At 63.2% G+C, this 23093-nt stretch carries 21 protein-coding genes; 5 read left to right on the forward strand and 16 right to left on the reverse strand.

Translation table 11 applies throughout. The annotated features are described in order from the left end of the window. Nucleotides 1-78 precede the first annotated feature (78 nt). On the reverse strand, nucleotides 79-1014 hold the full coding sequence (locus PQQ86_RS19655) for a GlxA family transcriptional regulator (protein ID WP_408269934.1): 936 nt from the start codon (nucleotides 1012-1014) through the stop codon (nucleotides 79-81). A 175-nt stretch (nucleotides 1015-1189) separates the two neighbouring features. On the opposite strand from PQQ86_RS19655, the gene PQQ86_RS19660 reads away from it, so the two are divergent. Beyond that, nucleotides 1190-1990, forward strand: coding sequence for an SDR family NAD(P)-dependent oxidoreductase (locus PQQ86_RS19660; protein ID WP_408269936.1), 801 nt, complete (start codon nucleotides 1190-1192; stop codon nucleotides 1988-1990). Nucleotides 1991-2020: 30 nt separating this feature from the next. On the opposite strand, the gene PQQ86_RS19665 is transcribed toward PQQ86_RS19660, so the two are convergent. Beyond that, entirely contained in the window at nucleotides 2021-2548 is a 528-nt protein-coding gene (locus PQQ86_RS19665) for an Lrp/AsnC family transcriptional regulator (protein ID WP_097390812.1), read from the reverse strand. 152 nt (nucleotides 2549-2700) lie between these two features. Between PQQ86_RS19665 and mdeB the strand changes: the two genes are divergently transcribed. Then, on the forward strand, nucleotides 2701-5451 hold the full coding sequence (gene mdeB / locus PQQ86_RS19670; RefSeq protein ID WP_408269939.1) for an alpha-ketoglutarate dehydrogenase: 2751 nt from the start codon (nucleotides 2701-2703) through the stop codon (nucleotides 5449-5451). On the opposite strand, the gene PQQ86_RS19675 is transcribed toward mdeB, so the two are convergent. From PQQ86_RS19675 to PQQ86_RS19705, 7 genes are all read right to left on the reverse strand, one after another. Then, complete coding sequence (locus tag PQQ86_RS19675; protein ID WP_408269942.1) at nucleotides 5452-6561, reverse strand: diguanylate cyclase; 1110 nt, start codon at nucleotides 6559-6561, stop codon at nucleotides 5452-5454. Nucleotides 6562-6632: 71 nt separating this feature from the next. Then, nucleotides 6633-7649, reverse strand: coding sequence for a chemotaxis response regulator protein-glutamate methylesterase (locus PQQ86_RS19680; RefSeq protein WP_408269945.1), 1017 nt, complete (start codon nucleotides 7647-7649; stop codon nucleotides 6633-6635). Nucleotides 7650-7666: 17 nt separating this feature from the next. Further along, nucleotides 7667-10213, reverse strand: a complete 2547-nt coding sequence (locus PQQ86_RS19685) for a hybrid sensor histidine kinase/response regulator (protein WP_408269948.1) — start codon at nucleotides 10211-10213, stop codon at nucleotides 7667-7669. Further along, on the reverse strand, nucleotides 10210-10875 hold the full coding sequence (locus PQQ86_RS19690) for a chemotaxis protein CheW (protein ID WP_408269953.1): 666 nt from the start codon (nucleotides 10873-10875) through the stop codon (nucleotides 10210-10212). Before PQQ86_RS19690 ends, PQQ86_RS19685 begins: the two co-directional genes overlap by 4 nt. A 10-nt stretch (nucleotides 10876-10885) precedes the next feature. Next, a complete protein-coding gene (locus PQQ86_RS19695) occupies nucleotides 10886-12277 on the reverse strand; it encodes a CheR family methyltransferase (protein ID WP_408269957.1) in 1392 nt (463 codons plus the stop codon). Further along, a complete protein-coding gene (locus PQQ86_RS19700; RefSeq protein ID WP_408269960.1) occupies nucleotides 12274-12738 on the reverse strand; it encodes a chemotaxis protein CheW in 465 nt (154 codons plus the stop codon). The genes PQQ86_RS19695 and PQQ86_RS19700 overlap by 4 nt, the downstream gene beginning before the upstream one ends. 77 nt (nucleotides 12739-12815) lie before the next feature. Further along, on the reverse strand, nucleotides 12816-14441 hold the full coding sequence (locus PQQ86_RS19705) for a methyl-accepting chemotaxis protein (protein WP_408269963.1): 1626 nt from the start codon (nucleotides 14439-14441) through the stop codon (nucleotides 12816-12818). Nucleotides 14442-14711: 270 nt separating this feature from the next. On the opposite strand from PQQ86_RS19705, the gene PQQ86_RS19710 reads away from it, so the two are divergent. After that, nucleotides 14712-15038 (forward strand): ecotin precursor, encoded by a 327-nt coding sequence (locus PQQ86_RS19710; protein WP_408269966.1) that lies wholly within the window; start codon nucleotides 14712-14714, stop codon nucleotides 15036-15038. A gap of 96 nt (nucleotides 15039-15134) precedes the next feature. Here the strand turns inward: PQQ86_RS19710 and PQQ86_RS19715 are convergent, their stop codons facing one another. The 3 genes from PQQ86_RS19715 to mnmE form a co-directional block, all read right to left on the reverse strand. Next, the gene (locus tag PQQ86_RS19715; protein ID WP_179839231.1) at nucleotides 15135-15296 is read right to left on the reverse strand and encodes a hypothetical protein; all 162 of its coding nucleotides are present in this window, start codon (nucleotides 15294-15296) and stop codon (nucleotides 15135-15137) included. A 293-nt stretch (nucleotides 15297-15589) separates the two neighbouring features. Beyond that, complete coding sequence (locus PQQ86_RS19720; RefSeq protein WP_408269968.1) at nucleotides 15590-16801, reverse strand: tyrosine-type recombinase/integrase; 1212 nt, start codon at nucleotides 16799-16801, stop codon at nucleotides 15590-15592. A gap of 176 nt (nucleotides 16802-16977) precedes the next feature. Continuing rightward, complete coding sequence (gene mnmE / locus PQQ86_RS19725; RefSeq protein ID WP_408269973.1) at nucleotides 16978-18372, reverse strand: tRNA uridine-5-carboxymethylaminomethyl(34) synthesis GTPase MnmE; 1395 nt, start codon at nucleotides 18370-18372, stop codon at nucleotides 16978-16980. Nucleotides 18373-18719: 347 nt separating this feature from the next. Between mnmE and PQQ86_RS19730 the strand changes: the two genes are divergently transcribed. Beyond that, nucleotides 18720-19199 (forward strand): XRE family transcriptional regulator, encoded by a 480-nt coding sequence (locus PQQ86_RS19730; RefSeq protein WP_408269976.1) that lies wholly within the window; start codon nucleotides 18720-18722, stop codon nucleotides 19197-19199. 109 nt (nucleotides 19200-19308) lie between these two features. Here PQQ86_RS19730 and yidC read toward each other — a convergent pair whose 3' ends face one another. From yidC to rpmH, 4 genes are all read right to left on the reverse strand, one after another. Next, nucleotides 19309-20970, reverse strand: coding sequence for a membrane protein insertase YidC (yidC, locus tag PQQ86_RS19735; protein ID WP_408269978.1), 1662 nt, complete (start codon nucleotides 20968-20970; stop codon nucleotides 19309-19311). A 30-nt stretch (nucleotides 20971-21000) separates the two neighbouring features. Continuing rightward, nucleotides 21001-21231 (reverse strand): membrane protein insertion efficiency factor YidD, encoded by a 231-nt coding sequence (gene yidD / locus PQQ86_RS19740; protein WP_007180115.1) that lies wholly within the window; start codon nucleotides 21229-21231, stop codon nucleotides 21001-21003. An 88-nt stretch (nucleotides 21232-21319) separates the two neighbouring features. Continuing rightward, complete coding sequence (gene rnpA, locus PQQ86_RS19745) at nucleotides 21320-21820, reverse strand: ribonuclease P protein component (RefSeq protein WP_408269981.1); 501 nt, start codon at nucleotides 21818-21820, stop codon at nucleotides 21320-21322. 14 nt (nucleotides 21821-21834) lie between these two features. After that, nucleotides 21835-21969 (reverse strand): 50S ribosomal protein L34, encoded by a 135-nt coding sequence (gene rpmH, locus PQQ86_RS19750; RefSeq protein WP_004198824.1) that lies wholly within the window; start codon nucleotides 21967-21969, stop codon nucleotides 21835-21837. Between the two features lie 392 nt (nucleotides 21970-22361). Between rpmH and PQQ86_RS19755 the strand changes: the two genes are divergently transcribed. Then, nucleotides 22362-23093 (forward strand): DnaA N-terminal domain-containing protein (locus PQQ86_RS19755; RefSeq protein ID WP_408269984.1); only part of this gene is annotated, 732 nt, incomplete at its 3' end.

A 23093-nucleotide genomic window follows, 5' to 3' on the forward strand; every position in this document is an offset into this window, starting at 1 on the left:
CGCGTCCTCTAAATGCCGTCGGTTCAAGGTGGAGATCCTGCCGGCGATATTGTCCACCACCTCTGTTACAACACGCTGCTATACCGCGCGCGCTGCGCGTTTGATCGCTTGCGGCGGCTGGCCGAACGCGCGCAGAAAGGCGCGTCGCATCCGTTCGGTATCGATAAAGCCGGTTTCGGCTGCGACAGCTTCCATCGAGTGACGGCCCGCTTCGAGCATGGCGCGGGCGGCTTCCACACGCAACGCCTCGATGGCCTTGGCCGGCGATTGGCGCGTTTCGCCGCGAAAGGCGCGGCTGAACTGGCGCGGACTCAGATGCGCGACGTCGGCCAACTGTTCGACCGTCAACGGCTCGCGCAGATGGTTCTTGGCGTATGACAGCGCGTCCTGAATGCGGTCGGACTTCGGTTCCAGGTCGAGCATGGCCGAGAACTGCGACTGGCCGCCGGTGCGCCGATGGTAGACCACCAGCTTCTTGGCGATGGCGCGCGATACCTCGACGCCGAGATCGCTTTCGATCAGCGCCAGACACAGATCGATGCAGGCCGTCATGCCGGCCGAGGTCCACACGGTGCCGTCGACGATAAAGATGCGGTCTTCGTCGATACGCGTATCGGGAAAGCGCTGCTGCAAGTCGCGGGCGTGGAACCAGTGGGTGGTGGCATGCCGGCCATCGAGGATGCCCGCTTCGGCCAGCACGAAGGCACCGGTGCAGATGCTGGTGGTGCGGCGCGAGGCGGCGAGGGCGTCGTTCAAAAACCCCAACAATCCCGCCGATGACGGCTCGATCTGCATCGCGCCCGTGACGACCACGGTGTCATACGCCGGGTCGCCGAACGCCTTTGTCGCAATTTCGACGCCCGCCGAGCTGCGCACCATCCCGCCCGATTCGGAGATGACTTCCACCTGATATTCCGGCTGACCGGCCTCGAGATTGGCCAGCTCGAACACGGAGATCGCCACCATATCGAGGATCTGGAAGCCGGGAAAAACCACCACGCCGACGCGTCTCATTGCGATGTCCTAAAACGAGGTAAATACGATATTTGAGACAAAAGGCTACGCGCCTAGACTTCACTCGTCAACACCGCGATGCCCACAAAAAAGGCACAGCGGCGGAGGTTTCAGTTTCCCCCATTCATCGATCAGGGTTCAGGCATGACGCGCTAAGCCCGCAAGGAGATTCACCATGGCAACGCAAGCAAACAAGGGCACGGCATTGATTACGGGCGCATCGTCGGGCATCGGTGCGGTTTATGCGGACCGCCTCGCACGGCGCGGTTATGACCTGATTCTGGTGGCGCGTGACGTCAAACGTCTGACGGGCGTAGCCGAGCGTCTGAGCGCGGAAACTGGCCGCCATATCGAGACCATTGCCGCCGATCTGACCGTCAAGGGCGACCAGCGGCGTATCGAGGAGCGTCTGCGCGCCGACCGCGGCATCACCATGCTGGTCAACAACGCGGGCGTCGGCGCGACGGCTTCGCTGATCGACTCGAATATCGACGACCTCGACAGCATGATCGAGTTGAACGTGACCGCTCTGACGCGCCTAACCGCGGCGGTCGTGCCAGGTTTCGTGGAGCGGGGCAATGGCGTCGTGATCAATATTTCGTCGGTCGTCGCACTCTCGCCGGAGTTGCTGAACGGCACCTACAGCGGCACTAAGGCCTATGTGCTGAACCTGACGCAGTCGCTGCATCACGAAGTGGGCGGCAAGGGCGTGCAGTTGCAGGCCGTGCTGCCGGGTGCCACCAGCACCGCGTTCTGGGACCGCGCCGGTCTCGCGGTCGAACATCTGCCGTCGCAGATCGTGATGACCGCCGAGGACATGGTGGACGCTGCGCTCGTGGGTCTCGATCAGCATGAACTCGTGACGATTCCGTCCTTGCCAGACGCGGCCGATTGGGAACGCTTCAACACCGCACGCCAGCATCTCGGGCCGAACCTGTCGCACAGCCTGCCGGCTGCGCGTTACACACGCGGGTAATCGCTGGCTTAGTGCGCGTCGCGCGAGCCTCTAGCGCCAGTCGGTTGAAACGTCGTCGGGATCGACCAGCGTCAGTCCCGACGACGGCAGCGGCAGGGCCGTCTTGTAACGCACCTGCTTGAGCGCAAAGCTCGAACGAATGTTGGAGATGCCTGGAATCTTCGTCAGATGATCGACGATGAACCGCTCCAGCGTCTGCATATCCGGCATCACCACGCGCAGCAGATAGTCCGCGTCACCGGTCATCAGATAGCACTCCATCACCTCGGGGCGCTCCGAAATCGCCTGCTCGAAGCGAGTCAGCGCGTCTTCCACCTGCTTTTCCAGACTCACCTGAATGAACACGTTGATGCGCAGCCCGAGCGGCTCCGGATTCAGCAGCGTGACCTGCTGCTTGAACAGGCCGAGTTTTTCGAGCGCGCGCACGCGGTTGAAGCAGGGCGTGGGCGACAGATTCACCGCGCGGGCCAGATCCGCATTGGTGATGCGCGCGTTCTGCTGCAACTGGCTCAGGATGCCGATGTCGATGCGGTCGAGTCGTCTGGGCGGCGTGGTCATAGAGTAAATATTCTGTAGTGTTGGCCAAATCCGGAATAAATAGCCTATCTCAGTGCGGGATCACAAGCAAATGAGACGCTCATTTTGTGAGCACGTGGTTACCATTGACTCACCTGATCTTGAGCCGAACGCGTTGATGCGGGAGTGGTGCCATGACGGATTTGTCCAGCGGTAGCAAGCAGTTGCGGTCTTTGGATCTCCAGCGCGCGGAGCGTGCGGAGCCGGAAGATGCTGATCCGCAGGAAACCGCCGAATGGCTGGAAGCGCTCGATGCCGTCGTCGCTCATGTCGGCCGTGATCGTGCGCAGTTTCTGTTCGACAAGCTCGCGGGCCATGCGCTGTCGCTCGGTGTGGAATCGGCGCGGACCAACGTCACGCCGTACCAGAACACGATTCCGTTCGATCAGCAGCCGCGCTATCCGGGCAATCTCGAACTCGAAGAACGTCTGGCCGGGGCGCTGCGTTGGAATGCGCTGGCGATGGTGGTGCGTGCGAATCAGGCGTACGGCGAACTCGGCGGCCATATCGCGAGCTATGCGTCGGCGGCGGATCTGTTCGAGGTGGGCTTCAACCACTTCTTTCGTGCCGCGGCGCCGGGCGGAGAGGAGGGCACGGACGACCTCGTGTACTTCCAGCCGCATTCGTCACCGGGTGTGTATGCGCGGGCTTATCTCGAAGGCTTTCTCTCTGAGGGACACCTGCAGCATTACCGTCGCGAGATCGGCGGGCCGGGCCTGTGCTCGTATCCGCATCCGTGGTTGATGCCGGACTTCTGGCAGTTCCCGACCGGCTCGATGGGCATCGGTCCGATCAACGCGATTTACCAGGCGCGCTTCATGCGCTATCTCGCCAATCGCGGTCTCGTGCAAACGGAAGGCCGCAAGGTGTGGGGCTTTTTCGGCGATGGCGAAATGGACGAGCCGGAATCGACCGGCGCGCTCTCGATTGCGGCGCGCGAAGGGCTCGATAACCTCGTGTTCGTCATCAACTGCAATCTGCAGCGCCTGGACGGGCCGGTGCGCAGTAACGGCCGCATCATCGACGAGCTCGAAGCGCACTTCATTGGCGCCGGTTGGAACGTGATCAAGGTGGTGTGGGGCTCGGACTGGGACGCGCTGTTTTCACGCGACCGCACCGGCGCGTTGCTGCGGGCGTTCGCACACACCGTCGACGGCCAGTTCCAGACCTTCTCAGCCAACGACGGCGCGTACAACCGCGAGCGTTTCTTCGGCCAGAATCCGGAGCTTGCCGCACTCGCCGCGCAGTTGAGCGACGACGACATCGACCGTCTGCGCCGCGGCGGCCACGACGTGCGCAAGCTGCACGCGGCGTATGCGAAGGCGCTCGCGCATCGCGGCCAGCCGACGGTGATTCTCGCGAAGACGATGAAGGGCTTCGGCATGGGCACCTCGGGCCAGGGCCGCATGACCACGCATCAACAGAAGAAACTCGGCTTCGACGACCTCAAGGCGTTTCGCGATCGTTTTCGTCTGCCGCTCACCGATGAGGATGTCGAACAGGTGAAGTTTTACAAGCCAGCGGACGACAGCCCGGAGATGCAATACCTGCATGCTCGCCGGGCTGCCCTGGGAGGCTATCTGCCCAGAAGGCGGAGAGTGGCATCGAAGGGGCTGATCGTCCCGCCGATGTCCTCCTGGGGGCAATTCGCGCTGGACTCGAACGGCCGCGAGATGTCCACGACGATGGCGCTGGTCCGCATGCTGACCGCGCTGCTCAAGGACAACGAAGTCGGCCCGCGCGTGGTGCCGATCGTCGCCGATGAGGCACGCACCTTCGGCATGGCGAACATGTTCCGTCAGGTCGGCATCTATTCGCCGCTTGGGCAGTTGTACGAGCCGGAAGACCTCGGCTCGATGCTGTACTACCGCGAGGACACCAAAGGGCAGATTCTCGAAGAGGGGATTTCGGAAGCGGGCGCGGTGTCGTCGTGGATTGCGGCGGCGACGTCGTACAGCGTGCATAACCTGCCAATGCTGCCGTTCTACATCTACTACTCGATGTTCGGCTTTCAACGCATCGGCGATCTGATCTGGGCGGCGGCGGATCAACGCGCAAGAGGTTTTCTGATCGGCGCGACGTCGGGCAAGACGACACTCGGTGGAGAGGGGTTGCAGCATCAGGACGGCACGAGCCATCTGGCGGCATCGACGATTCCGAATTGCCGCGCGTTCGATCCGGCGTTCGCTTACGAGGTTGCCGCGATCGTCGACGAAGGCATGCGCGAGATGGTCGAAGAACAGCGCGACGTGTTCTATTACGTGACGGTGACGAACGAAAACTACGCGCAGCCTTCGGTGCCGGGCGGTGATCTGAATTCGCTGCGCGAGGGCATTCTTAAGGGCATCTATCCACTTGGCGCGGATGCGCAGGCGGCAACGTCAGCAGTTTCAGCGCAGGTGCAGTTGCTCGGCGCTGGCGCGATTCTCGGTGAGGTCATCGCGGCGCAGCAGCTGCTCAAGGACGACTGGCAAATTGAAGCCGCGGTGTGGAGCGTGACCAGCTTCACCGAGTTGCAGCGTGAAGGGATGACGTCGGAGAGAAACGCGCGTCTTGGTGAACCGACAGAGGCACCGCACGTCACGAAAGCGCTCGAAGCATCGCACGGCCCGATCATTGCCGCGACCGACTATGTCCGCGCGGTGCCCGAATTGATCCGCGCCTACGTGCCGCGCCGCTATGTGACGCTCGGCACGGACGGCTTCGGTCGCAGCGACACGCGCCAGGCGTTGCGCGAGTTCTTCGAAGTGGACCGCAAGTCGATCGTGGTCGCGGCATTGAAGGCGCTGGTGGACGAAGGCGCTATCGATGCGAGCGTGCCTGCCGAAGCGCGCAGCAAGTACCGCGGCGATGCGCCTGTAGGTACTGCTTCGTGGCAATGCTGATCAGCCGCTGACCGATACCTGATTCTTCCCATCGCGTTTCGCCCGATACAGCCCGACGTCGGCGGCTTCGATCAATGTCGTCACCGGGTCGGTTGCAGACGGCACGATATTCGCCGCACCGATGCTGATCGTCACGACGCCCGCCGCCGATCCTGCGTGCGGAATCGCGAGTCCTTCGATCGCAAGGCGGATTTTCTCGGCAAGCAAGCGCAAGCCACCCGAGGATGTTCCCGGCAACACCACCGCGAATTCTTCGCCGCCAAACCGGGCCGCGAGATCGGGCGAGCGTCCCAGACACGACTCGACGGTGTGCGCGACGCGCTTGAGCACTTCGTCACCGGCAACGTGCCCATAGGTGTCGTTATAGGCCTTGAAGTTATCCACATCGATCATCAGAAAGCCGAGAGCCGTCTTGTCGCGCGTACCGCGGCGCCATTCGGCGGCCAGGTATTGATCGAGGTAACGACGATTCGACAAACCCGTCAATCCATCCGAATGCGTGAGCCGCTGCAATTCCAGATTGGTCGCGAGCAACTGCTGTTGTGACTGGCGCAATGCCTGATACGCCTCGTCGCGCTGCAACAGGTTCAGATACGAGCGCGAGTGATAGCGAATCCGTGCGATCAACTCGATGCGATCCGGCAGCTTCACGAGGTAGTCGTTGGCGCCGGCAGCGAAGGCCGCGCTTTTCACGAGCGGCTCTTCCTTGGTCGACAGCACGATGATCGGAATATCGCGCGTCGCCGGCTTCTGCCGGTATTGCCGCACGAGGGTGAGGCCATCGGTGCCGGGCATCACGAGGTCCTGCAGGATCACCGTCGCGCGGGTTTCCTCGGCGCAGCGCACCGCCTCTTCAGGCGACGCGCAGTAGTGGAAGTCGACGCTTGGTTCGTCGGCCAGCGCCTGGCGGACCGCCTCGGCGATGATCGCCTGATCGTCGACCAGCAACACCATGATCGGGCACTCGGCCGCGGGCGGATTGCCGAGGATGCGCGCTAACGCGTCATCGATGGCGCTATTGGGTGCGTCCTCCGCGTATGCCTGCGCGTTCGCGTCCTGTTCTGCGAGCTCGGGCGCGGTGGCGGTCTGATGCGGTTTAGGAGTGTCCATATTGGTCAGCCAGAATGAATGTCAATGAGTCGTAGCGGGCTAATGTGCGGCCAGTGTGCGCCTACCGGGCCTTAACGTGTGCCGACGGCGGCAGCGAGCGCAGCGGCAATACGGGGCAAAGGCAGGATCGCGGCGGCGGCGTCGAGCGCTGCGGCCGCCTTCGGCATGCCGTACACGGCGCAGGTCGCTTCGTCCTGCGCGATCGTGTGAAACCCCTTGGTGCGCATCGCCTTGAGTCCGATCGCGCCGTCGCGGCCCATGCCGGTCAGCAACACGCCGATCGCCCGCGCCGGCCAGCGTGCGACGACACTATGAAAAAACACGTCGACGGAAGGCCGGTAGGGTGTTTCCGCCGGCACGTTCGTGTAACCGAGTACGTCGGGCAGCTTTAGGTGCAAATGATCGTCGGTGGCGGCGAGCAGCACGACGCCTGCTTGCGGCCGGTCGCCTTCATTGGCGATCCGCACCGGCAGCGCCGACTGCTGGTTCAGCCAGTCGGCCATGCCGGCGGCGAAGGCCGCGTCGACGTGCTGGACGATGACGATTGCCGCCGGGAAGTCCTTCGGCAAGCCGGCGAGCAGGGTGGCGAGTGCCGCCGGGCCGCCTGCCGAGGCGCCGATTGCAACCAGCGGCGTGTCGCGGTTCGTCGCGGTTCTGGGCGCCGCCGCAGCTGCTGCGCCAGGCGCATTGCGTTCCGTGACCAGCGCGGCGATGCGATCGATCTTGGCGATCAGGGTGGCGATGCTTTTGTTCGCGTCGGGACCGCTCAACGAGGGTGTATCCACCGCATCGAGCGCGCCAGCGCCCATCGCTTCGTAGACGCGCCACGCGTTCGCGCCCACGTCGACGGTCACGATCAGGATCGCGCACGGCGCCTTCGCCATGATGCGGCGCGTGGCTTCGATGCCGTCGACGTTCGGCATCACGAGATCCATCAGCACGATGTCGGGCCGCTGCGCGGTGCAGAAGTCGACCGCCTGCTGGCCGTCCTGCGCGACCCATAGCACCTCGTAGTCATGGCGCGCGGCAAGCGCGCGGCGCAGTGCCTCGACAGCGAGCGGCAGGTCATTGACGATTCCGATTTTCATCCGTTTTACCCGTGGGTTTAACCGTAAGCTTCGCCGATCAGATCACGCACTGCATCGAGCAGCGCTTCGTCGTGGAAACTGCCTTTCGCCAGATAGTAATCCGCGCCTGCGTTCAGGCCGGCGCGGCGATCCTCTTCACGATCCTTGTACGAGACGATCATCACCGGCAGCGACTGTAGTTGCGGATCGCGCTTGATGAGCGTGACGAGTTCGATGCCGTCCATACGCGGCATGTCGATGTCGGTAATCACGAGGTCGAAGTGCTCACCACGTACCGCGTTCCAGCCGTCCATGCCGTCGACGGCGATCGTCACGTCGTAGCCGCGTGTAGCCAGCAGCTTGCGTTCGAGCTCGCGCACGGTGAGCGAATCGTCAACCACCAGCACGCGTCGCGTGACGCGCCGGGCAGCGAGGGCAGCGCCGTGCTGTGTGTGTTTCAGATCGCCGCCTGCGACGAGCCTTTCGACCGAGCGCAGCCAGTCGTCGACATCGGCGATCAGCACCGGGTCGCCGTTTTCCATCAACGCGCCGGCGGTGATGTTCCTGATCTTGCCGAGGCGTCGGTCGAGCGGCTGCACGACCAGCATCCGCTCGCCGAGAAAGCGATCGACCACCACGCCGTAGGTTTCGCCACCGTCGCCGATCACGATCAGGCTGACGGTATCGCCTTCGTTGGCGGGCGGCGCGGTGTCGAGAATCTGATGCGCGGTGACGACGCCGATGCGGCGGCCGTCGAAGGCAATGTGTTGATGGCCTTCGAGCAATTCGATATCCGCGCGGCTCACGTGCAGCGTGCGGTTCACATGCGCGAGCGGTACGGCGTACGGCTCGCCGGCGACTTCAACAAGCAGGCTGCGAATCACCGAGAGCGTGAGCGGCAACTGCAGCTGCACGCGTGTGCCGACGCCGGGTTCCTGTGTGATGCGCACCGCGCCACGCACGCGCTTGACGACGTCGTGCACCGCGTCGAGTCCGACGCCACGACCGGACACCTCGGTGACCTGATCGCGCAGCGAGAAGCCGGGCAGGAGGAGGAATTCAAGCAGCTCGGTTTCGGACAGACGCGCGGCCGTTTCCGCACTCGCCAGTTTCTTGCCAACGATCGACGTGCGCAATGCGTCGAGATCGATGCCGGCGCCGTCGTCGGAGACAGTGATGAGCAGGGCGCCGGCCGTGTGGCGTGCGTCGAGCGTGAGCGTGCCTTCTTCGGACTTGCCGCGCGCGAGACGGTCCGCAGGCGCTTCAATGCCGTGGTCGATCGCGTTGCGCAGCATATGACCAAGCGGCGCTTCGAGCAGATCGAGAATGTCGCGGTCGACTTGAGTCGATTCACCGACCAGTTGCCAGCGCACCTTCTTGCCGAGCGAACGCGCGACGTCGCGCACCATGCGCGCGAGACCGCTGGTGCCGTCGCCGAAAGGGCGCATGCGGCATTGCAGTGCGGCGTCGTATAACTGCTGCGACAGATGGGTCGAGCGGCGGTCGAAGCTTTCCAGATCGGCCAGGCGCTCGGCGAGCAGATGCTGCGACTCTGCTGTGAGGCGGCGCAGTTCTTCGAGCGCGGCGTGCGCGCGCGGGTCGAGCTTCAGGTCGGCGAGCGTTTCGTGTAGCTGGTCCAGCGCGCGTGTGCCGTCACGTTGGACGCGTTTGACGCGCAGCATCGATTGCGCGAAGGGTTTGAGCCAGCGTGATTCGACCAGTGATTCGCCGGATAGGGCGAGCAGCCGGTCGAGGTTGTCGGCGCGTACGCGCAGCATGCGGCTGGGGTCTGTTGCTGGGGCGCTAGTTTCGTTCGTCGTGGACGCGTTTGCGGTCGACGACTCAGAGGTGCCTGAAGGAGCGGCCGGGGTTGCGGCGGCGGAAGCTGGGGCGTTTGAAGAAGCGAACGGGGTCGCAGAGGCGGATGGTGAGGCGCTTGCAGGAGCAGACTGGGTTCCTGAAGCAGGCGCGGACGCATTTGCAGTCGCGTTGGCCGATATGGCAGAGGCGGGCGGCGCTTCGGCGCGCAGCGCGCTAGCTAGCAGATTGAATGCGGCGTCAGCGTCGGCTGATGCGGTTTGCGGTTTGGTGGCTACGCTGGGTGCAGATGCAGAACCGTCGACGCGAGCAGGATTCGCAGCAGGCGTGGCGGCAGCAGGCGGCACAGCTTCCCGCCGCATTGCCGCTCCATGCGGCACCACACCCGCCATCCGCGCTTGCAGCGACGCGACACACACGCTAACCGCGTCACGCGCCGACTCGTCCTCATCATTGCCGATGCGCGCAACGATATCGACTCCGCGCAGCAACTCGTCAATCCAGGCAGCGTCGAGCAACGCGCGCCCTTCCTGCGCGGCGACGAAACAATCTTCCATCGCGTGCGCGAGCTCGACACCCACCTGCACGCCGACGATACGCGCTGCACCTTTCAGCGAATGCGCCGCACGCATGCAGGCTTCGAGCGCCGCGGCATCGCGCGGAGCGCGGTCGAGGGTGAGCAGGCCGTCGTTGAGCACCCGTGCCTGGGTCCGCGCTTCTTCGCGGAAGAGATCGATCAGCGACGGGCGGCGCGGGTCGTCCGTCATCCGAGACTCCGGTTCAAAGTGTCGAACAATGCATCGGCGTCGAGCAGGCCGACCGTCATGCCGCGCCACGGGGCCACGGCGCGCGTATGCGCAGCGGCGGCTTGCGAGAGCGTCGCGGGCGGCGGACAAAAGGTGGAGACGGCGATCCGATGCACACCGTCGACCTGATCGACGGGCAATACCGCTTGCTCTTCGGCGCGCGAGACCACTAGCAAACGCGGCAGATCGTGACGCGCTTTGTCGTCGCCTGAAGTGGTGTCGGCTTCGAAACCCAGCAGATGCGCGAGCGACAGGCACACCAGCAAGTCGCCCTGCACGTTCACTACGCCCAGCACCGCGCGATGCTGCCGATGCGGCAACGTATGAATCGGCCGCGTCTGCACGATGCGCTTGAAGATCGGCGTGGGCAGCGCGAGCCATTCGCCACCGATACGGAAGATTAGGAACGATTCAGTTGCGCCTTGCTGATCATGTCGTTGCGGACGCGCCGGCACGCGGGACTCATGCTGCGAGAGATCCACAAGCGGAATCGGACGCTCCAGCAATTTGGCCGCGGCCGCTTCGAACACGGGGCAATTCAGACAGCGCACGTATTCGACCAGTCGCTCGCACGACGAATCGCCGCGCACGCCGATGCGGTTCCAGCAATCGTCGAAGGTCACCGTGCGCTCCTCAACCACGTTGCGCTCCCTGTGCGCGCGACGCGCGGTCCATCAACAGACGGGCGCCATTGCGATCGCCCTCGAGTTCGAGCAGCGTTGCCAGATGCGCGAGCGCTTCGGCGTGCTGTGGGTCGAGGTAGAGCGCCTTGCGATACTGGCCGCGGGCGAGGTTCGTATCGCCGCTGGCGTCGGCCAGTACGCCGAGCAGGTAGAACGCATCGGCGTGCGGGGCGTGCTGCTCCAGATAGACGTTGATCGCGTTCGCGGCTTCCGTCAGACGGCCCGCGTCGGCCAGCGCGTGCGCCGCTTGCAGCGTGTCGCGTGCGGCGTTGGTCGGCGAGATGATGTGCGGTGACATGAACTCGTGCGACTGCGACACAGCGCTGGACGGCTTCGGCGTGTGTTGCGGAATACCGCCTAAAGGTTCGCGTGCAACCGGATCGGCCCACGCGAAAGGCTCCGCTGAAAACACCTGCAGCGGCGCGAGCGCGGGCACCGGCGAATGCGTCATCGCGAGTGCCGCGGCGGTGGCGAGCGGCGCGGTGTGCCAGCTGTTCAACTGCGCTTCAGCGGGCGTGGCGCGGTAGAACGCGAACGCCAGAGGAATCTTCGCCGACTGCATGCCGTAACGCATCAACAGCCCAGTCTCCGCCGGACCGACGAACAGCGTGCCATTTTCAGCCAGCACGCCGTTGAGCGAATGCAAAGCCGTCTGCTGTGCGTCGCGGTCGAAGTAAATCAGCACGTTGCGGCAGAACACGAAGTCGTAGACGCCGAGCGCGGTCGCATCGAGTTGCATCAGGTTCGCGCGCGAAAACCGGACCGCGTCGACGATGCGCGGCGCGAGACGCCAGCCGTCTTCGGTGCGCGTGAAGTGGGCGTCGCGGAATGGGAACGCATTGCCGCGAAACGAGTTGCGGCTGTACACGGCGCGCTGTGCGAGGGCCAGTGAACGCTCGCTGATATCCATTGCGTCGATGCGCATGTCCGCGGCGTCGATGCCGGCGTCGAGCAGCGTCATCGCGATCGTGTACGGCTCTTCGCCGGTCGAGCATGGCAGGCTCAGAATCCGCAGCGGCAGCGCGGTGCCGCGCTCGTCGAGGCGTTCGTGCGCGAGACGCGCGAGCGCCCTGAACGCGTCGGCGTCGCGATAGAACCAGGTCTCCGGTACCACCACCGTTTCGACCAGCGCCTGCACCATCGAAGGCGACGCATACGTCGCTTCCCAGTAGTCGGCGAGCGTGGCGTCGGCGTGACCGTCCGCGCACCAGGCTGCGACGCGCTGATCGACCGCGCGCTCGATCGACTGATGACCAAGCGACGCTGCATCGAGCCCGATGGTTCGATGCAGCAGATCGGCGAAGCGTCGATAGAGCGGTGCGTTGTCGTGATGCGCGTTCATACGTGCGCCTCGGGAAACAGCAGGGCTTTGACGTCGTCGGGCAGCAGATGCTCGACGCGAATCCATTGCACCAGACCGCCTGCTTCGCTCGCGACCGGGCCCAGATAGCGTGCGTTCGGCATGTCGATGCCGGCGTCATGAAACGCGTCGGCGTCCAGACGGATGGTACGCGTTGCGCCTTCGAGCAGCAGCGCGAGCAGGCGCACCGTGCCCGCGTGCGGATAGCGCACCAGCACGACACGCGTCGACATCAACTGTTCGGCGGGGCGGCCGAGCGCGAGCGCCGGCAGATCGATCACCGGCAGCGGCGTGCCCTCGTGCTCGAGCACGCCCGCGACCCACGACGGCGCGCCGGGAATCGACTTCGGAGGCGACTGCGGCGTGAGCGGCATCAGACGCTCCACCTGCGTCGCGTCGACCACGTAGCGTTCGTTATCGAGCGTGAAGAGGATGAAGAGCATCGGCGTGGGCTTGGGCTGTAGGAGAGGCGTATGGGTGGATCGGCGTCGGCGTGCTTCAGTGAGCCCGCCGCGGCGCGTCAGGCCACCACCTTGAAGCGCGATACGCCGGTGCGCAGACTATTGGCGACGTGCGTCAGATCGTCGATCGCCTGGGTCGACTGGCGCAGCGATTCCGCCGTCTGCTGCGCGGCCTCGGAGAGCTGCGTCAGTGCCTGGGTAATCTGCTCGGCGCCGGTGGCTTGCGTCTGCATGCCTTCGTTGACCATCGAGAAGCGCGGCGCGAGTTGCTGCACCTGCTGGATGATCTGCGTGAGATGGCCGCCCACGTTCTGCACATCGAGCATGCCGCGCCGGACTTCTTCGGAGAACTTGTCCATGCCCATCACGCCCGCGGCCACCGCCGACTGGATCTCTTTCACCATCTGTTCGATGTCGTAGGTCGCGACGGCGGTTTGATCCGCGAGGCGGCGAATCTCGGTTGCCACGACCGCGAAGCCGCGACCGTATTCGCCGGCCTTTTCTGCTTCGATCGCCGCGTTCAGCGAGAGCAGGTTGGTCTGATCCGCGACCTTGGTGATGGTGGCGACGACCTGGTTGATGTTGCTGGCCTTCTCGTTGAGGATCGCGAGCTTTGCGTTGACTGAGCCGGCCGCTTCCATCACGAGGCGCATGGTGTCTTCCATGCGCGCGAGACCGGCATGACCGGTGCCGGCGAGTGCGGCGGATTGTCCAGCCACTTCCGAAACTTCGTTCATCGTGCGCAGCAGGTCGCGCGAGGTCGCGAAGATTTCGCGCGACGTGGCGCCGATCTCCGTGGTGGTCGCCGCTGTTTCGTTCGCGGTGGCCTGCTGTTCGCGCGAGGTCGCGGCGATCTCCGTCACCGACGTGGTGACCTGAACCGCCGACTTCTGCGCCTGGCCGACCAGTGCGGTGAGCTCATCGGTCATGCGGTTAAAGCCCGCTTCGAGGGCACCGATTTCATCCGCGCGGTTCAGTTGCAGACGTTGCGTGAGGTCGCCCGTGCGCATGACGTCGACGACTTGCAGCACCTTCGCCATCGGTGTGGTGACCGCGCGCAGCAGCCAGTAACCGGCCAGCACGGCGGCGATGGCAGCAATCAGCAGCATCACGAGCAGCACGACACGCGTCGCCTCAACCGAGCTGCGGATGTTTTCGGCGGCCTTGTCGGCGTCGGCCTTGTTGTTGTCGACCAGCTTGCGCACCGAGACGCGGCCTGTCTCCCAGATCGACGTGAGCTGCGTGTTGAAAATCTGTGCGGCGTTCTCTTTCGAACTCGGCAAGGCATTCAACAGGGACGTCTGGATCGGCAGGTACTGTGTGTGTTGCTGGCGGAAGTCGTTAAAGGACTCGCGATCGTTGTCGCGGAAGATGGTCGCGCCGTAGTCGCCGAGGAGCTTCTGAAGTATTTGCTCGGTCTCCTGCAAACGGGCGGTGTCGCGCTTGACGGAGTCGGGGTCTGCGTCCACGTAAATGAGACGCTGCGTGACGGTGTAGTTCTCGAACCAGGCCGCGCGCATCGCGGTCGCGTAGTAGAGGCCGGGCATCGAGTCTTCCTGCTGACTCTTCGCGTCGCGGTCGATGCCGCCGAGTTGCTCGAAAGTGACGATCGCCATTGCCAGCATCACGATCAGCACGATCCCGAAGCTGCACAGAATCCGTTGCCGGATGGTCCATTGTTTCACGCGCACGCCCCTTAACTTTTTTGCTTGGGCTCGACGCCCGATGTCGACCTGTGGGTCTCGGGGTCGAAGGATCGGAAAGCTTTGCTGATCGTCGGATTTGTCCGACGGGTCATGCGGCGAATTTTACATTGATCGTGGGAATGGATGGAGGTCGGCGAGGCGGTTGCCCACCGACGCGTTACACCCGTAATGCCCGGTTACCAACTGCAGCATCTATTTCCGCGCGCGCCCTACACAATCCGTTCCATGCCTGAACGGCGGGAGCGAAACATGAAAAAGATTGCGGTGGCGTTGTTGATGGTGGGGAGCCTGAGCGCGGCGGGTCAAGCGTCGGCACATGGCAATGGCGGCGATGTGGTCGGTGCGCTGATCGGCGGTGCCGTGCTGGGCGCGGTGGTGACGTCCGTGTTGAATCCGGCGCCTGTGGTCGCTTACCAGCAGCCGGTTTATGCGCAACCGGTGTATCAACCGGCGCCCGTGTACGCAGGGCCGCCGCCGGGATACTGCTATGACCAGTACCAGCGCGCGTATGTCGCGTGCGGTGCGCCTCCGCCCGCACAATATGGGTATCCGCAGCAGCCGCAACAGGGCTGGTAAGGACGTGCTGAGGCGCGCGCAGGTGCGGTGCTCGCGCGCTACAGAGAAAAAGGCCGTCGCAGGGTGCGACGGCCTTTTCTTGTTGGGTATCTCTGCTCAGTGCTTGTGATGCAGCCACTCCGCATAATGCGTATCGAGCCAGCGTTCGAGGCGCTCCGGCTTCGTCTTCTCGCGATAGTGGGACGCGGCCCAGATTGCCACGCCGACCAGCAGCATCACCAAAGGTCCCAGCAAATAAGCCATTAACGGTTCAGACATAGGAGCCTCCGTCCCGATGTGCATCGATGTTTTAGTTTAGACGATGAACGGCAAGAAAAAAGGACGCTTTAAACAGTTGGCTGCCGCGGCGCGTCGTGATTGACGTGATTGGGCTTGCAGGGCGCGGCGTAAGAAAATTGAGAACCTAGTGAGGAAGGTATTTTTCTTTTATAGGAAGGTACTTGTCTCTGCTCCTTCTTTCTCTGTGTACCATAAAGTGTACTGTTGACCAATGGCGAGGAGAGTTGCGGCAACCGGCCTGACACCTGCCGCGTTTGCCGCACCCGCCGCATTTAGCCGATCACGCCTTGCCGACTGCTCGCGATTTGGGCGTCGACAAAATCCGCCCACAGTTGCAAGGTACGACGTCGTTCCGCAGCGTGTTCAGCGTGATGGTTTCCACCCGGGGCATCTTTGACGGCATGCGCCAACGCATTCTCAATCACGTCCACAGACTGCCCCATCTCGCGCAAGTGGGTCGCAGCGGTGCGTCGGAAGTCATGTAGGACGAAATGCTCGACGTCGAGCCCGAGCGATTTGACGGCTTGATTGAGCGTGCTCTTCGCGATCGGCCGGTTGTCGCCCCTGACACTTGGGAATACGAAATTCCGGCTGGTTTTCGTGTCCTGAAGCTCGCGAAGCAGTGCGACCGCCTGATGCGAGAGATGCACCACATGCTTACGGTCCTTATTCATGCGCTCAGCCGGGATCGTCCATCGAGCTGCGTCGAGGTTGAATTCGGACCAGGCCGCCTCGATGAGGTCCGACTTCCGCACCATCGTCAGCACCAGCAGGTGTAAAGCCAGTTTCAGCGGACGCCGAATGTTCGAGGCGTAGATCGCCCGGAGCGTGGCGCCTATTTCGTCAGGATCGAGCACGCGGGTGCGGCTGTCCGGCGTTGCGATGAAGCGCGCCGGGATGAGTTCTGCCGGATTGGCCGTGGCGAGCTGGCGGGCGATAAGGTACTCATAGAGCCGCTTGACGGCGTTGCGCGTGTGCAGCGCCATCTTGGGCGAGCCGCGGCTTTTGATCTGGTCGCATATCGCGCGGATGTCGTCGTCCGTTACAGCTTTGATCGGCTTGGCGCCGATGGCGGGAAGGACGTCCTTTTCAAGCGCGCGCCGCGTGGTGCGCTGATACTCCGCCGACTTGCCGGCCATCTCCGTCGCGAGATAGAGCTCGGCGGCCTCGCGCAGCACCTCGGCTTTGCTTTCGGCACCGCGGTCGCGACGCGCCGTCGCCACTGGCGAGACACCGCTCGCGACCATCTCCGCGTACTTCTGCGCTTTGGCGCGCGCGACCCGCAGCGAAATCATCCGGTAGTCGCCGATCGTGGCCAGCGGCTGCCGCTTGCCGTTCAGTGAATAGCGGAAGCGCCAGACTTTGGTGCCCGTCGTCATGATTTCGATGACGAGGCCGTTGCCGTCTGCGACGCAATATCGGGTGGCGCGCGGTTCGAGCGCGCGGATCTGCCCTTCGGTGAGAGGGGTGGCTAGTTTGGGCATGGCGGATCGTTTGATACACGGACAGCGGGGATTTTAAACCGGTTGTCTGTTGTGTACCAAAGAAATGTGGGGCTTTAGGTCAACAGATGGGGCACGGCCTATGGCCGGAAGACCGTGTTAAAAGGCTGTATGAGGCATACCACATAAGCCTTTCGCTCGAGAGCCGTGAAACCTTCCTACTTACCAATACAAAACCGGCTGAAAATCACCCCGAGTAGATCGTCCGAACTGAATTCGCCGGTGATCGAGTTCAGTTGATCCTGCGCGAGACGCAGCTCTTCGGCAAACAGATCAAGCGCCTGAGAATTCTGATCGGCGTGCGCTGCAGCCGTTGCCAGATGCTCCTGGGCCGCGCGCAGCGCAATCAAATGCCGCTCGCGCGCGAGATAGACGCTCTCCGCGCCAGCTTGCCAACCGGCGATACGCAGCAATTCTTCACGAAGCAACGCAACGCCATCGCCCCGTTTCGCCGACAGCCCCACTTCGCTGAGCTCCAGATCCGCGTCGAGCGGCGTCACGGACGGCGCGAGCCCGGTCAGATCCGTCTTGTTCAGCACGCGTACCACCGGCACGCCGCTCGGGAAACGCGCAGCGATCGTTTCGTCTTCGGCGGTCATGCCGGTACGTGCATCGAGCAGATGCAGCACGACGTCTGCGCGTTCGATCTCGCTCCACGTACGCGCAATGCCGATCTTTTCCACCTCGTCTTCGGTATCGCGCAGGCCGGCCGTGTCGATCACGTGCAGCGGAATGCCTTCAATCTGGATGGTCTGCGCGACCTTGTCGCGTGTCGTGCCGGCGATCGGCGTGACGATGGCCAACTCCGCGCCGGCCAGCGCGTTCAGCAGCGACGACTTGCCGACGTTCGGCTGTCCTGCCAGCACCACCGACAAACCCTCGCGCAGCAATGCGCCCTGGCGCGCTTCGCTCAGCACGTACACGAGGCGCTCGCGGATCCGCGTGAGCTTGCCGCGGGCGTCGGCGGCTTCGAGAAAGTCGATTTCTTCTTCCGGGAAATCGAGCGTCGCTTCGACCAGCATCCGCAGCGTGATGACCTCTTCGACCAGCGCATGGATGTCGCGCGAAAACGCACCGTCGAGCGAGCGGCCCGCCGAACGTGCGGCGGCCTCGGTGCTGGCCTCGATCAGATCGGCGACGGCTTCCGCTTGCGCCAGATCCAGCTTGTCGTTGAGAAACGCGCGCCGCGTGAATTCTCCCGGCTCCGCCAGACGCAGACCGAACGCACGGCCGGCGTCGATGCACCGCTGCAGCACCAGTTGCAGCACGACCGGACCGCCGTGCCCCTGCAACTCGAGCACGTGTTCGCCGGTGTAGGAGTGCGGCGCGGGAAAGTACAGTGCGATGCCGCGATCGAGCGCGCTGCCGGCGTCATCGAGAAACGGCACATAGCTCGCGTGACGCGGCGCGAGTGCCTGGCCCGTGAGCGCTTGCATCAACGGCTGTGCGGCTGCTTCCCCGGCACGGCCGAACGAAATCCGCACGACTCCGATTCCGCCTCGGCCGGGTGCGGTGGCAATGGCGACGATCGGATCGGAATCGGTGGCGAGCATGGGAACGAGGCTGTCAGAAGGGATTGAATGCGCAGGAGCGGGCGCCGGGCATTGTAACGCGGGCATCCTCCGGCTCTGGACCCGGGTCTGATTCCTAACTTGGCCTGATTTTCATAAGACAAATATGGATTTATCTCACACAAGCTAAGATAGCCTAAGACGCATTTGCGACAGATGGACGCGCAAGAATGCCTAAAACGCACGCCGAACAAGGAAAAGACGGTATTCGATAAAATCGTGAAACGCGTTATTCGGTGGCGATTTCAGGCTAAAAATAGCCTATTTGAGCTATAAAATTGCGTGTTTGGTTGTCCACTGATTATGCGCCGAATTGCACAATCGGGCCCATGCCGACCTCCAAAGAAAAAGCAGCTTTCGCCAAAAGGCTGAAAGACTCACTCCCCAAAGACATTAAGGGTGGGACCGATTTAGCCAGGGAATTCAATCTGCTTTATAGCAGTGGCCCTGCCGTCTCACCACAAACCGCGCACAAATGGCTCGCGGGTACGACGATTCCAAAGCGCGATAAGTTGCAGGTTTTAGCGATGTGGCTGCAAAAGGACGTCCACTGGCTGCACTACGGGCCGACGCCCTCGGGCAAGGCTAAGCCGCTTGCGCGCGGCGAGAAATATCCGATGACGCCGGAAACGGTCGAGCTGGTTACAAAGATGGCTAACCGCTTCGTGGGTTTGTCGCCGAAGCAGCGCAATCTGGTGGAGGAGCTGATGACGGAATTTGACGGCGGCACGCAACAGGAAACCGACGCCGCGCCTGAAGACGCATCGACAACGACATCGAAAGATAAGGGCCCATCGGCCGAGTCATAAAAAAAAGCCGCCCGGCGCAAACCGGGCGGCTTTTCTACAGCCAGCTTCTGCTTCTACCTGCCTGTCAGCCAGCGGGCGCTACCACCACCCGCTGCAGGCATGCCATCAATCAGGCCGCTTTGGCCTTCGTCTGCCCCATCATCCGCGTGATGTAGTACTGCTGGGCGATCGACAGCACGTTGTTCACGACGTAATACAGCACCAGACCGGCCGGGAAGAAGAAGAACATGACCGAGAACGCGATCGGCATGAACATCATCATCTTGGCTTGAACCGGGTCCGGCGGCGTCGGGTTCAGCTTGGTCTGCAGGAACATCGAGACGGCCATCAGCACCGGCAGGATGAAGAACGGATCCTGTTGCGACAGATCGTGAATCCAGAGAATCCACGGTGCGCCGCGCATTTCAACCGACGACAGCAGCACCCAGTACAGCGAGATGAACACCGGAATCTGAATCACGACCGGCAGACAGCCGCCGAACGGATTGACCTTCTCGGTCTTGTACAGCTCCATCAACGCCGAATTCATCTTCTGCGGATCGCCCTTGAAGCGTTCGCGCAGGGCTTGCATGCGCGGCGTGATCGCCTTCATGCGCGCCATCGACTTGTAGCTTGCTGCCGACAGCGGGAAGAACACGGCCTTGATCAGCAGCGTGAGCAGCACGATCGACCAGCCCCAGTTGCCGACATAGCTGTGGATCTTCTCGAGCAGCCAGAACAGCGGCTTCGCGATGATCGTGACCCAGCCATAGTCTTTCACCAGTTCCAGACCTGGAGCGATGCCTTCGAGCATGCGCTCCTCTTCCGGGCCGGCGAACAGGCGCGCGGACACATCAGCCGATTGGCCCGGGGCGATGGTCGCCACCGGTTGTTTCACGCCGACGCGATACAGCGTCGGATCGATCTTCTCGACATAGATGTCGCGCTTCGCACCTTGCTGCGGAATCCAGGCCGACGCGAAGTAATGCTGCACCATCGCGATCCAGCCGTTGTCGGCCGAATTGACGAAGTCTTCCTTGTTCTTGTCGATGTCGCTGAACGTCATCTTCTGGAAGTGGTGCTGGTCGGTGTAGACAGCCGGCCCGATGAACGTGTGCGAGAAGCGCGGCGTTTCCACCGGCGTATCGTCGCGCACCAGTTCCATATAGACCGACGGCGTAACCGGTGCGGTCCCGACGTTCTCGATCTTCGTGTCGACGCCGATCACATAGCTGCCGCGCGTGAACGTGTAGGTCTTGATGACCTTCACGCCACCCTTCACCGGCGACTCGAGGCTGAGCTGGAACGACTTGGCGTCGCCCGTCAGATCGTGCGGCTGGTTCGGCACCGGCGTGAAGACGTCGGTGTGGTTCGGGAAATCGCCGCCGAGCAGACCGGTGCGCGCCAGATACGTATGGTTCGCGGTGCGGTCGAACAGCGTGATGACCAGATCGGGCTGCTTGCCGTCGCCTTGCTTGACGAGCGACAGCTTCGACAGCGTGCCGCCGCGGGTGTCGATCTCGCCGTTATAGACGTCAGTGCTGAAGCTGATCAGTTGGCCCTGAGCCGCAGCAGCCGGCGCGTTGCCCGGCGCGGCTGCGTTGGTGGCCGGCAGATCGGCGGATTGGGTTCCCGGCGTCGTGGTTCCCGGTGCGGCGCTACCGACGGTCTTGGTCGGGTTGGCGCTCGGGAAGAACATCGACGGGCGTCCGTGGTCGCGTTGCCAGTTGTCGAACAGCATGACCGCTGACATGAAAAAGATGACCCATAGGACGGTGCGTTTGATATCCATGCGTTGTCTCAGTGTCGATGGAACGGCGCGTCAGCGCTTTTCAGAAGTGGGAGGCGGGACGAGATCGATGCCGCCCGCGGAAAACGGGTGGCAGCGGCAAATACGCCTGGCGGCGAGATAAGTCCCGCGCGCGGCGCCATGATACTGGATTGCTTCGCGCGCGTAATCAGAACAGGAAGGGTAAAAACGGCACCGGTTGCCGAGCATGGGGCTCACAGCAACCTTGTAGAAACGCAGTAAAGCGATGAGTACCGTTTGCATGGCTGGTGCGGCCGGACGGCGCCGCGCAACGTGGAGTACCGGGCGACGCCCGCGCAGCCTGGCTGCACAGCGGGCGGTCACTTGAGCGTCATTCCGTCTTGGGCGCTTCCGCGGGCGGCGCCTCGCGACGGACAATTTCGCGCGCTGCTTTATCGAGCAGCGTCTCTATTTCGCTGCGGCACAGCGCCCTCAACGGCGACGACGAGGCGCTCGGCAAAGCCTTCTTGTCGAAGCGCGTGTGCAGACGCAACAGCACATCCCAACCGCCGAATTCCGCGCGACGCAGCCGGAAGGCTTCACGCGCGAGTCGACGTACCAGATTACGCGTGGCCGCGCGCGGCGCATACTTCTTGCCGATCACGAGGCCTAAGCGAGCGTCTTTGCCGGTGGGCCGGCCGTACACCACGAAGTGCGCGGTGCGGCGCCACGGGCGCAAACGAAAAACGGATGAAAATTCATCCGTTTTCAGTAGCCTTGCGGCTTTGGGGAAGGCGGCTTGCGCTCGCAACGGAACCGAGCCCAGTTGCGGCGCCCCTGCCGCTCCCGCTTCACCGCTGGCTTCGCCTGTAGGCACAGACAGAGCGCGCAATCCGCTCGCCAACCTTAGATGGCGAGGCGCTTGCGGCCCTTCGCGCGACGTGCGTTGATGACCTTGCGGCCACCTGCGGTCTTCATGCGAACGCGGAAGCCGTGGGTGCGCTTGCGACGGGTAACGGAAGGTTGGTAAGTACGTTTCATGTTGCTCTCACTTGATCGACTGATCGAAAATTAACCGCACGATCATCGCTGAAGCGGCAATGGCCGGAGGTTTACAGAATTGGTTTTCGCGGAACCCGCTATTTAAACCGGTTTTCTTTTGGCCGTCAATAGTTTAGCCTGGTTCGGCCTGACCCCAAGAAGACTCCGGCAGATGATCAGTCCCTGTGGATAACTCCCTTTCGCCGACGTTTTGGCGTTAGAATCTCGCCTTACTTCCCAAAAATCCTGCACGCCGCTCCGGCTCGCTTGCCCCGCAAACCCTTGTGGCACAAGCGCCTGGAGCAGTTACGCCTGGCTGCTCAGGGCCTTGTTGCGCGCACGCGACAGGGGCAGCGGCGAACCGCCGTGCACACCATAACGACAGCAACTCGATGAACGATTTCTGGCAACACTGTTCCGCATTGCTAGAGCGTGAGCTTACGCCCCAGCAGTACGTGACGTGGATCAAACCGTTGGCCCCGGTCGCCTTCGACGCCGCTGCGAACACGCTTAGCATCGCTGCGCCGAACCGCTTCAAGCTCGACTGGGTCAAGAGCCAGTTCTCCGGCCGCATTTCCGATATGGCACGCGACTTCTGGCACGCGCCGGTCGACGTGCAATTTGTGTTGGACCCCAAAGCCGGCATGCGCGCGCCGGCGGCGACCTCCTCGCCGGCTCCGTCGCGTCCGTCTTCCGCACCTGGCGCAACGGGCGGTAGCCATTCGTCGGGGTCAAACGGCGGCGGTGCCGCAGTGGACGCGGCCGTCGGCGCCGTGCAATCGGCACATGCCGCGCGCGCCAATGGCGCGAACAGCGCGATGGCGACCCTCAACGCAAATGCACGCGCGGCGGCTGACCACAACGCGAACGCACGCGCGGCGGCTGACCACAACGCGAACGCACGCGCGGCGGCTGACGATGCTGCCGACCTCGATCTCCCCAGCCTCGACGCGAACGAAGCCGCGGCCGCCCGCCGCACGTGGCGTCCGGGCCAAAGCGCGAGCTCGAACGGCAACGGCGAGAACGACTCGATGTACGAGCGTTCGAAGCTCAACCCCGTGCTGACCTTCGACAACTTCGTGACCGGTAAGGCCAACCAGTTGGCACGCGCCGCGGCGATTCAG

The organism is Paraburkholderia sediminicola (genome assembly GCF_046026675.1).
GTDB classification, from domain to species: Bacteria; Pseudomonadota; Gammaproteobacteria; order Burkholderiales; family Burkholderiaceae; genus Paraburkholderia; species Paraburkholderia sediminicola_F.

Excerpts from the sequence above, each read along its gene's own strand:
- PQQ86_RS19655 (WP_408269934.1), bottom strand. The coding sequence starts at position 1,014 with ATGAGACGCGTCGGCGTGGTGGTTTTTCCCGGCTTCCAGATCCTCGAT.
- PQQ86_RS19660 (WP_408269936.1), top strand. The coding sequence starts at position 1,190 with ATGGCAACGCAAGCAAACAAGGGCACGGCATTGATTACGGGCGCATCG.
- PQQ86_RS19665 (WP_097390812.1), bottom strand. The coding sequence starts at position 2,548 with ATGACCACGCCGCCCAGACGACTCGACCGCATCGACATCGGCATCCTG.
- mdeB (WP_408269939.1), top strand. The coding sequence starts at position 2,701 with ATGACGGATTTGTCCAGCGGTAGCAAGCAGTTGCGGTCTTTGGATCTC.
- PQQ86_RS19675 (WP_408269942.1), bottom strand. The coding sequence starts at position 6,561 with ATGGACACTCCTAAACCGCATCAGACCGCCACCGCGCCCGAGCTCGCA.
- PQQ86_RS19680 (WP_408269945.1), bottom strand. The coding sequence starts at position 7,649 with ATGAAAATCGGAATCGTCAATGACCTGCCGCTCGCTGTCGAGGCACTG.
- PQQ86_RS19685 (WP_408269948.1), bottom strand. The coding sequence starts at position 10,213 with ATGACGGACGACCCGCGCCGCCCGTCGCTGATCGATCTCTTCCGCGAA.
- PQQ86_RS19695 (WP_408269957.1), bottom strand. The coding sequence starts at position 12,277 with ATGAACGCGCATCACGACAACGCACCGCTCTATCGACGCTTCGCCGAT.
- PQQ86_RS19700 (WP_408269960.1), bottom strand. The coding sequence starts at position 12,738 with ATGCTCTTCATCCTCTTCACGCTCGATAACGAACGCTACGTGGTCGAC.
- PQQ86_RS19710 (WP_408269966.1), top strand. The coding sequence starts at position 14,712 with ATGAAAAAGATTGCGGTGGCGTTGTTGATGGTGGGGAGCCTGAGCGCG.
- PQQ86_RS19715 (WP_179839231.1), bottom strand. The coding sequence starts at position 15,296 with ATGTCTGAACCGTTAATGGCTTATTTGCTGGGACCTTTGGTGATGCTG.
- PQQ86_RS19720 (WP_408269968.1), bottom strand. The coding sequence starts at position 16,801 with ATGCCCAAACTAGCCACCCCTCTCACCGAAGGGCAGATCCGCGCGCTC.
- mnmE (WP_408269973.1), bottom strand. The coding sequence starts at position 18,372 with ATGCTCGCCACCGATTCCGATCCGATCGTCGCCATTGCCACCGCACCC.
- PQQ86_RS19730 (WP_408269976.1), top strand. The coding sequence starts at position 18,720 with ATGCCGACCTCCAAAGAAAAAGCAGCTTTCGCCAAAAGGCTGAAAGAC.
- yidC (WP_408269978.1), bottom strand. The coding sequence starts at position 20,970 with ATGGATATCAAACGCACCGTCCTATGGGTCATCTTTTTCATGTCAGCG.
- yidD (WP_007180115.1), bottom strand. The coding sequence starts at position 21,231 with ATGCAAACGGTACTCATCGCTTTACTGCGTTTCTACAAGGTTGCTGTG.
- rpmH (WP_004198824.1), bottom strand. The coding sequence starts at position 21,969 with ATGAAACGTACTTACCAACCTTCCGTTACCCGTCGCAAGCGCACCCAC.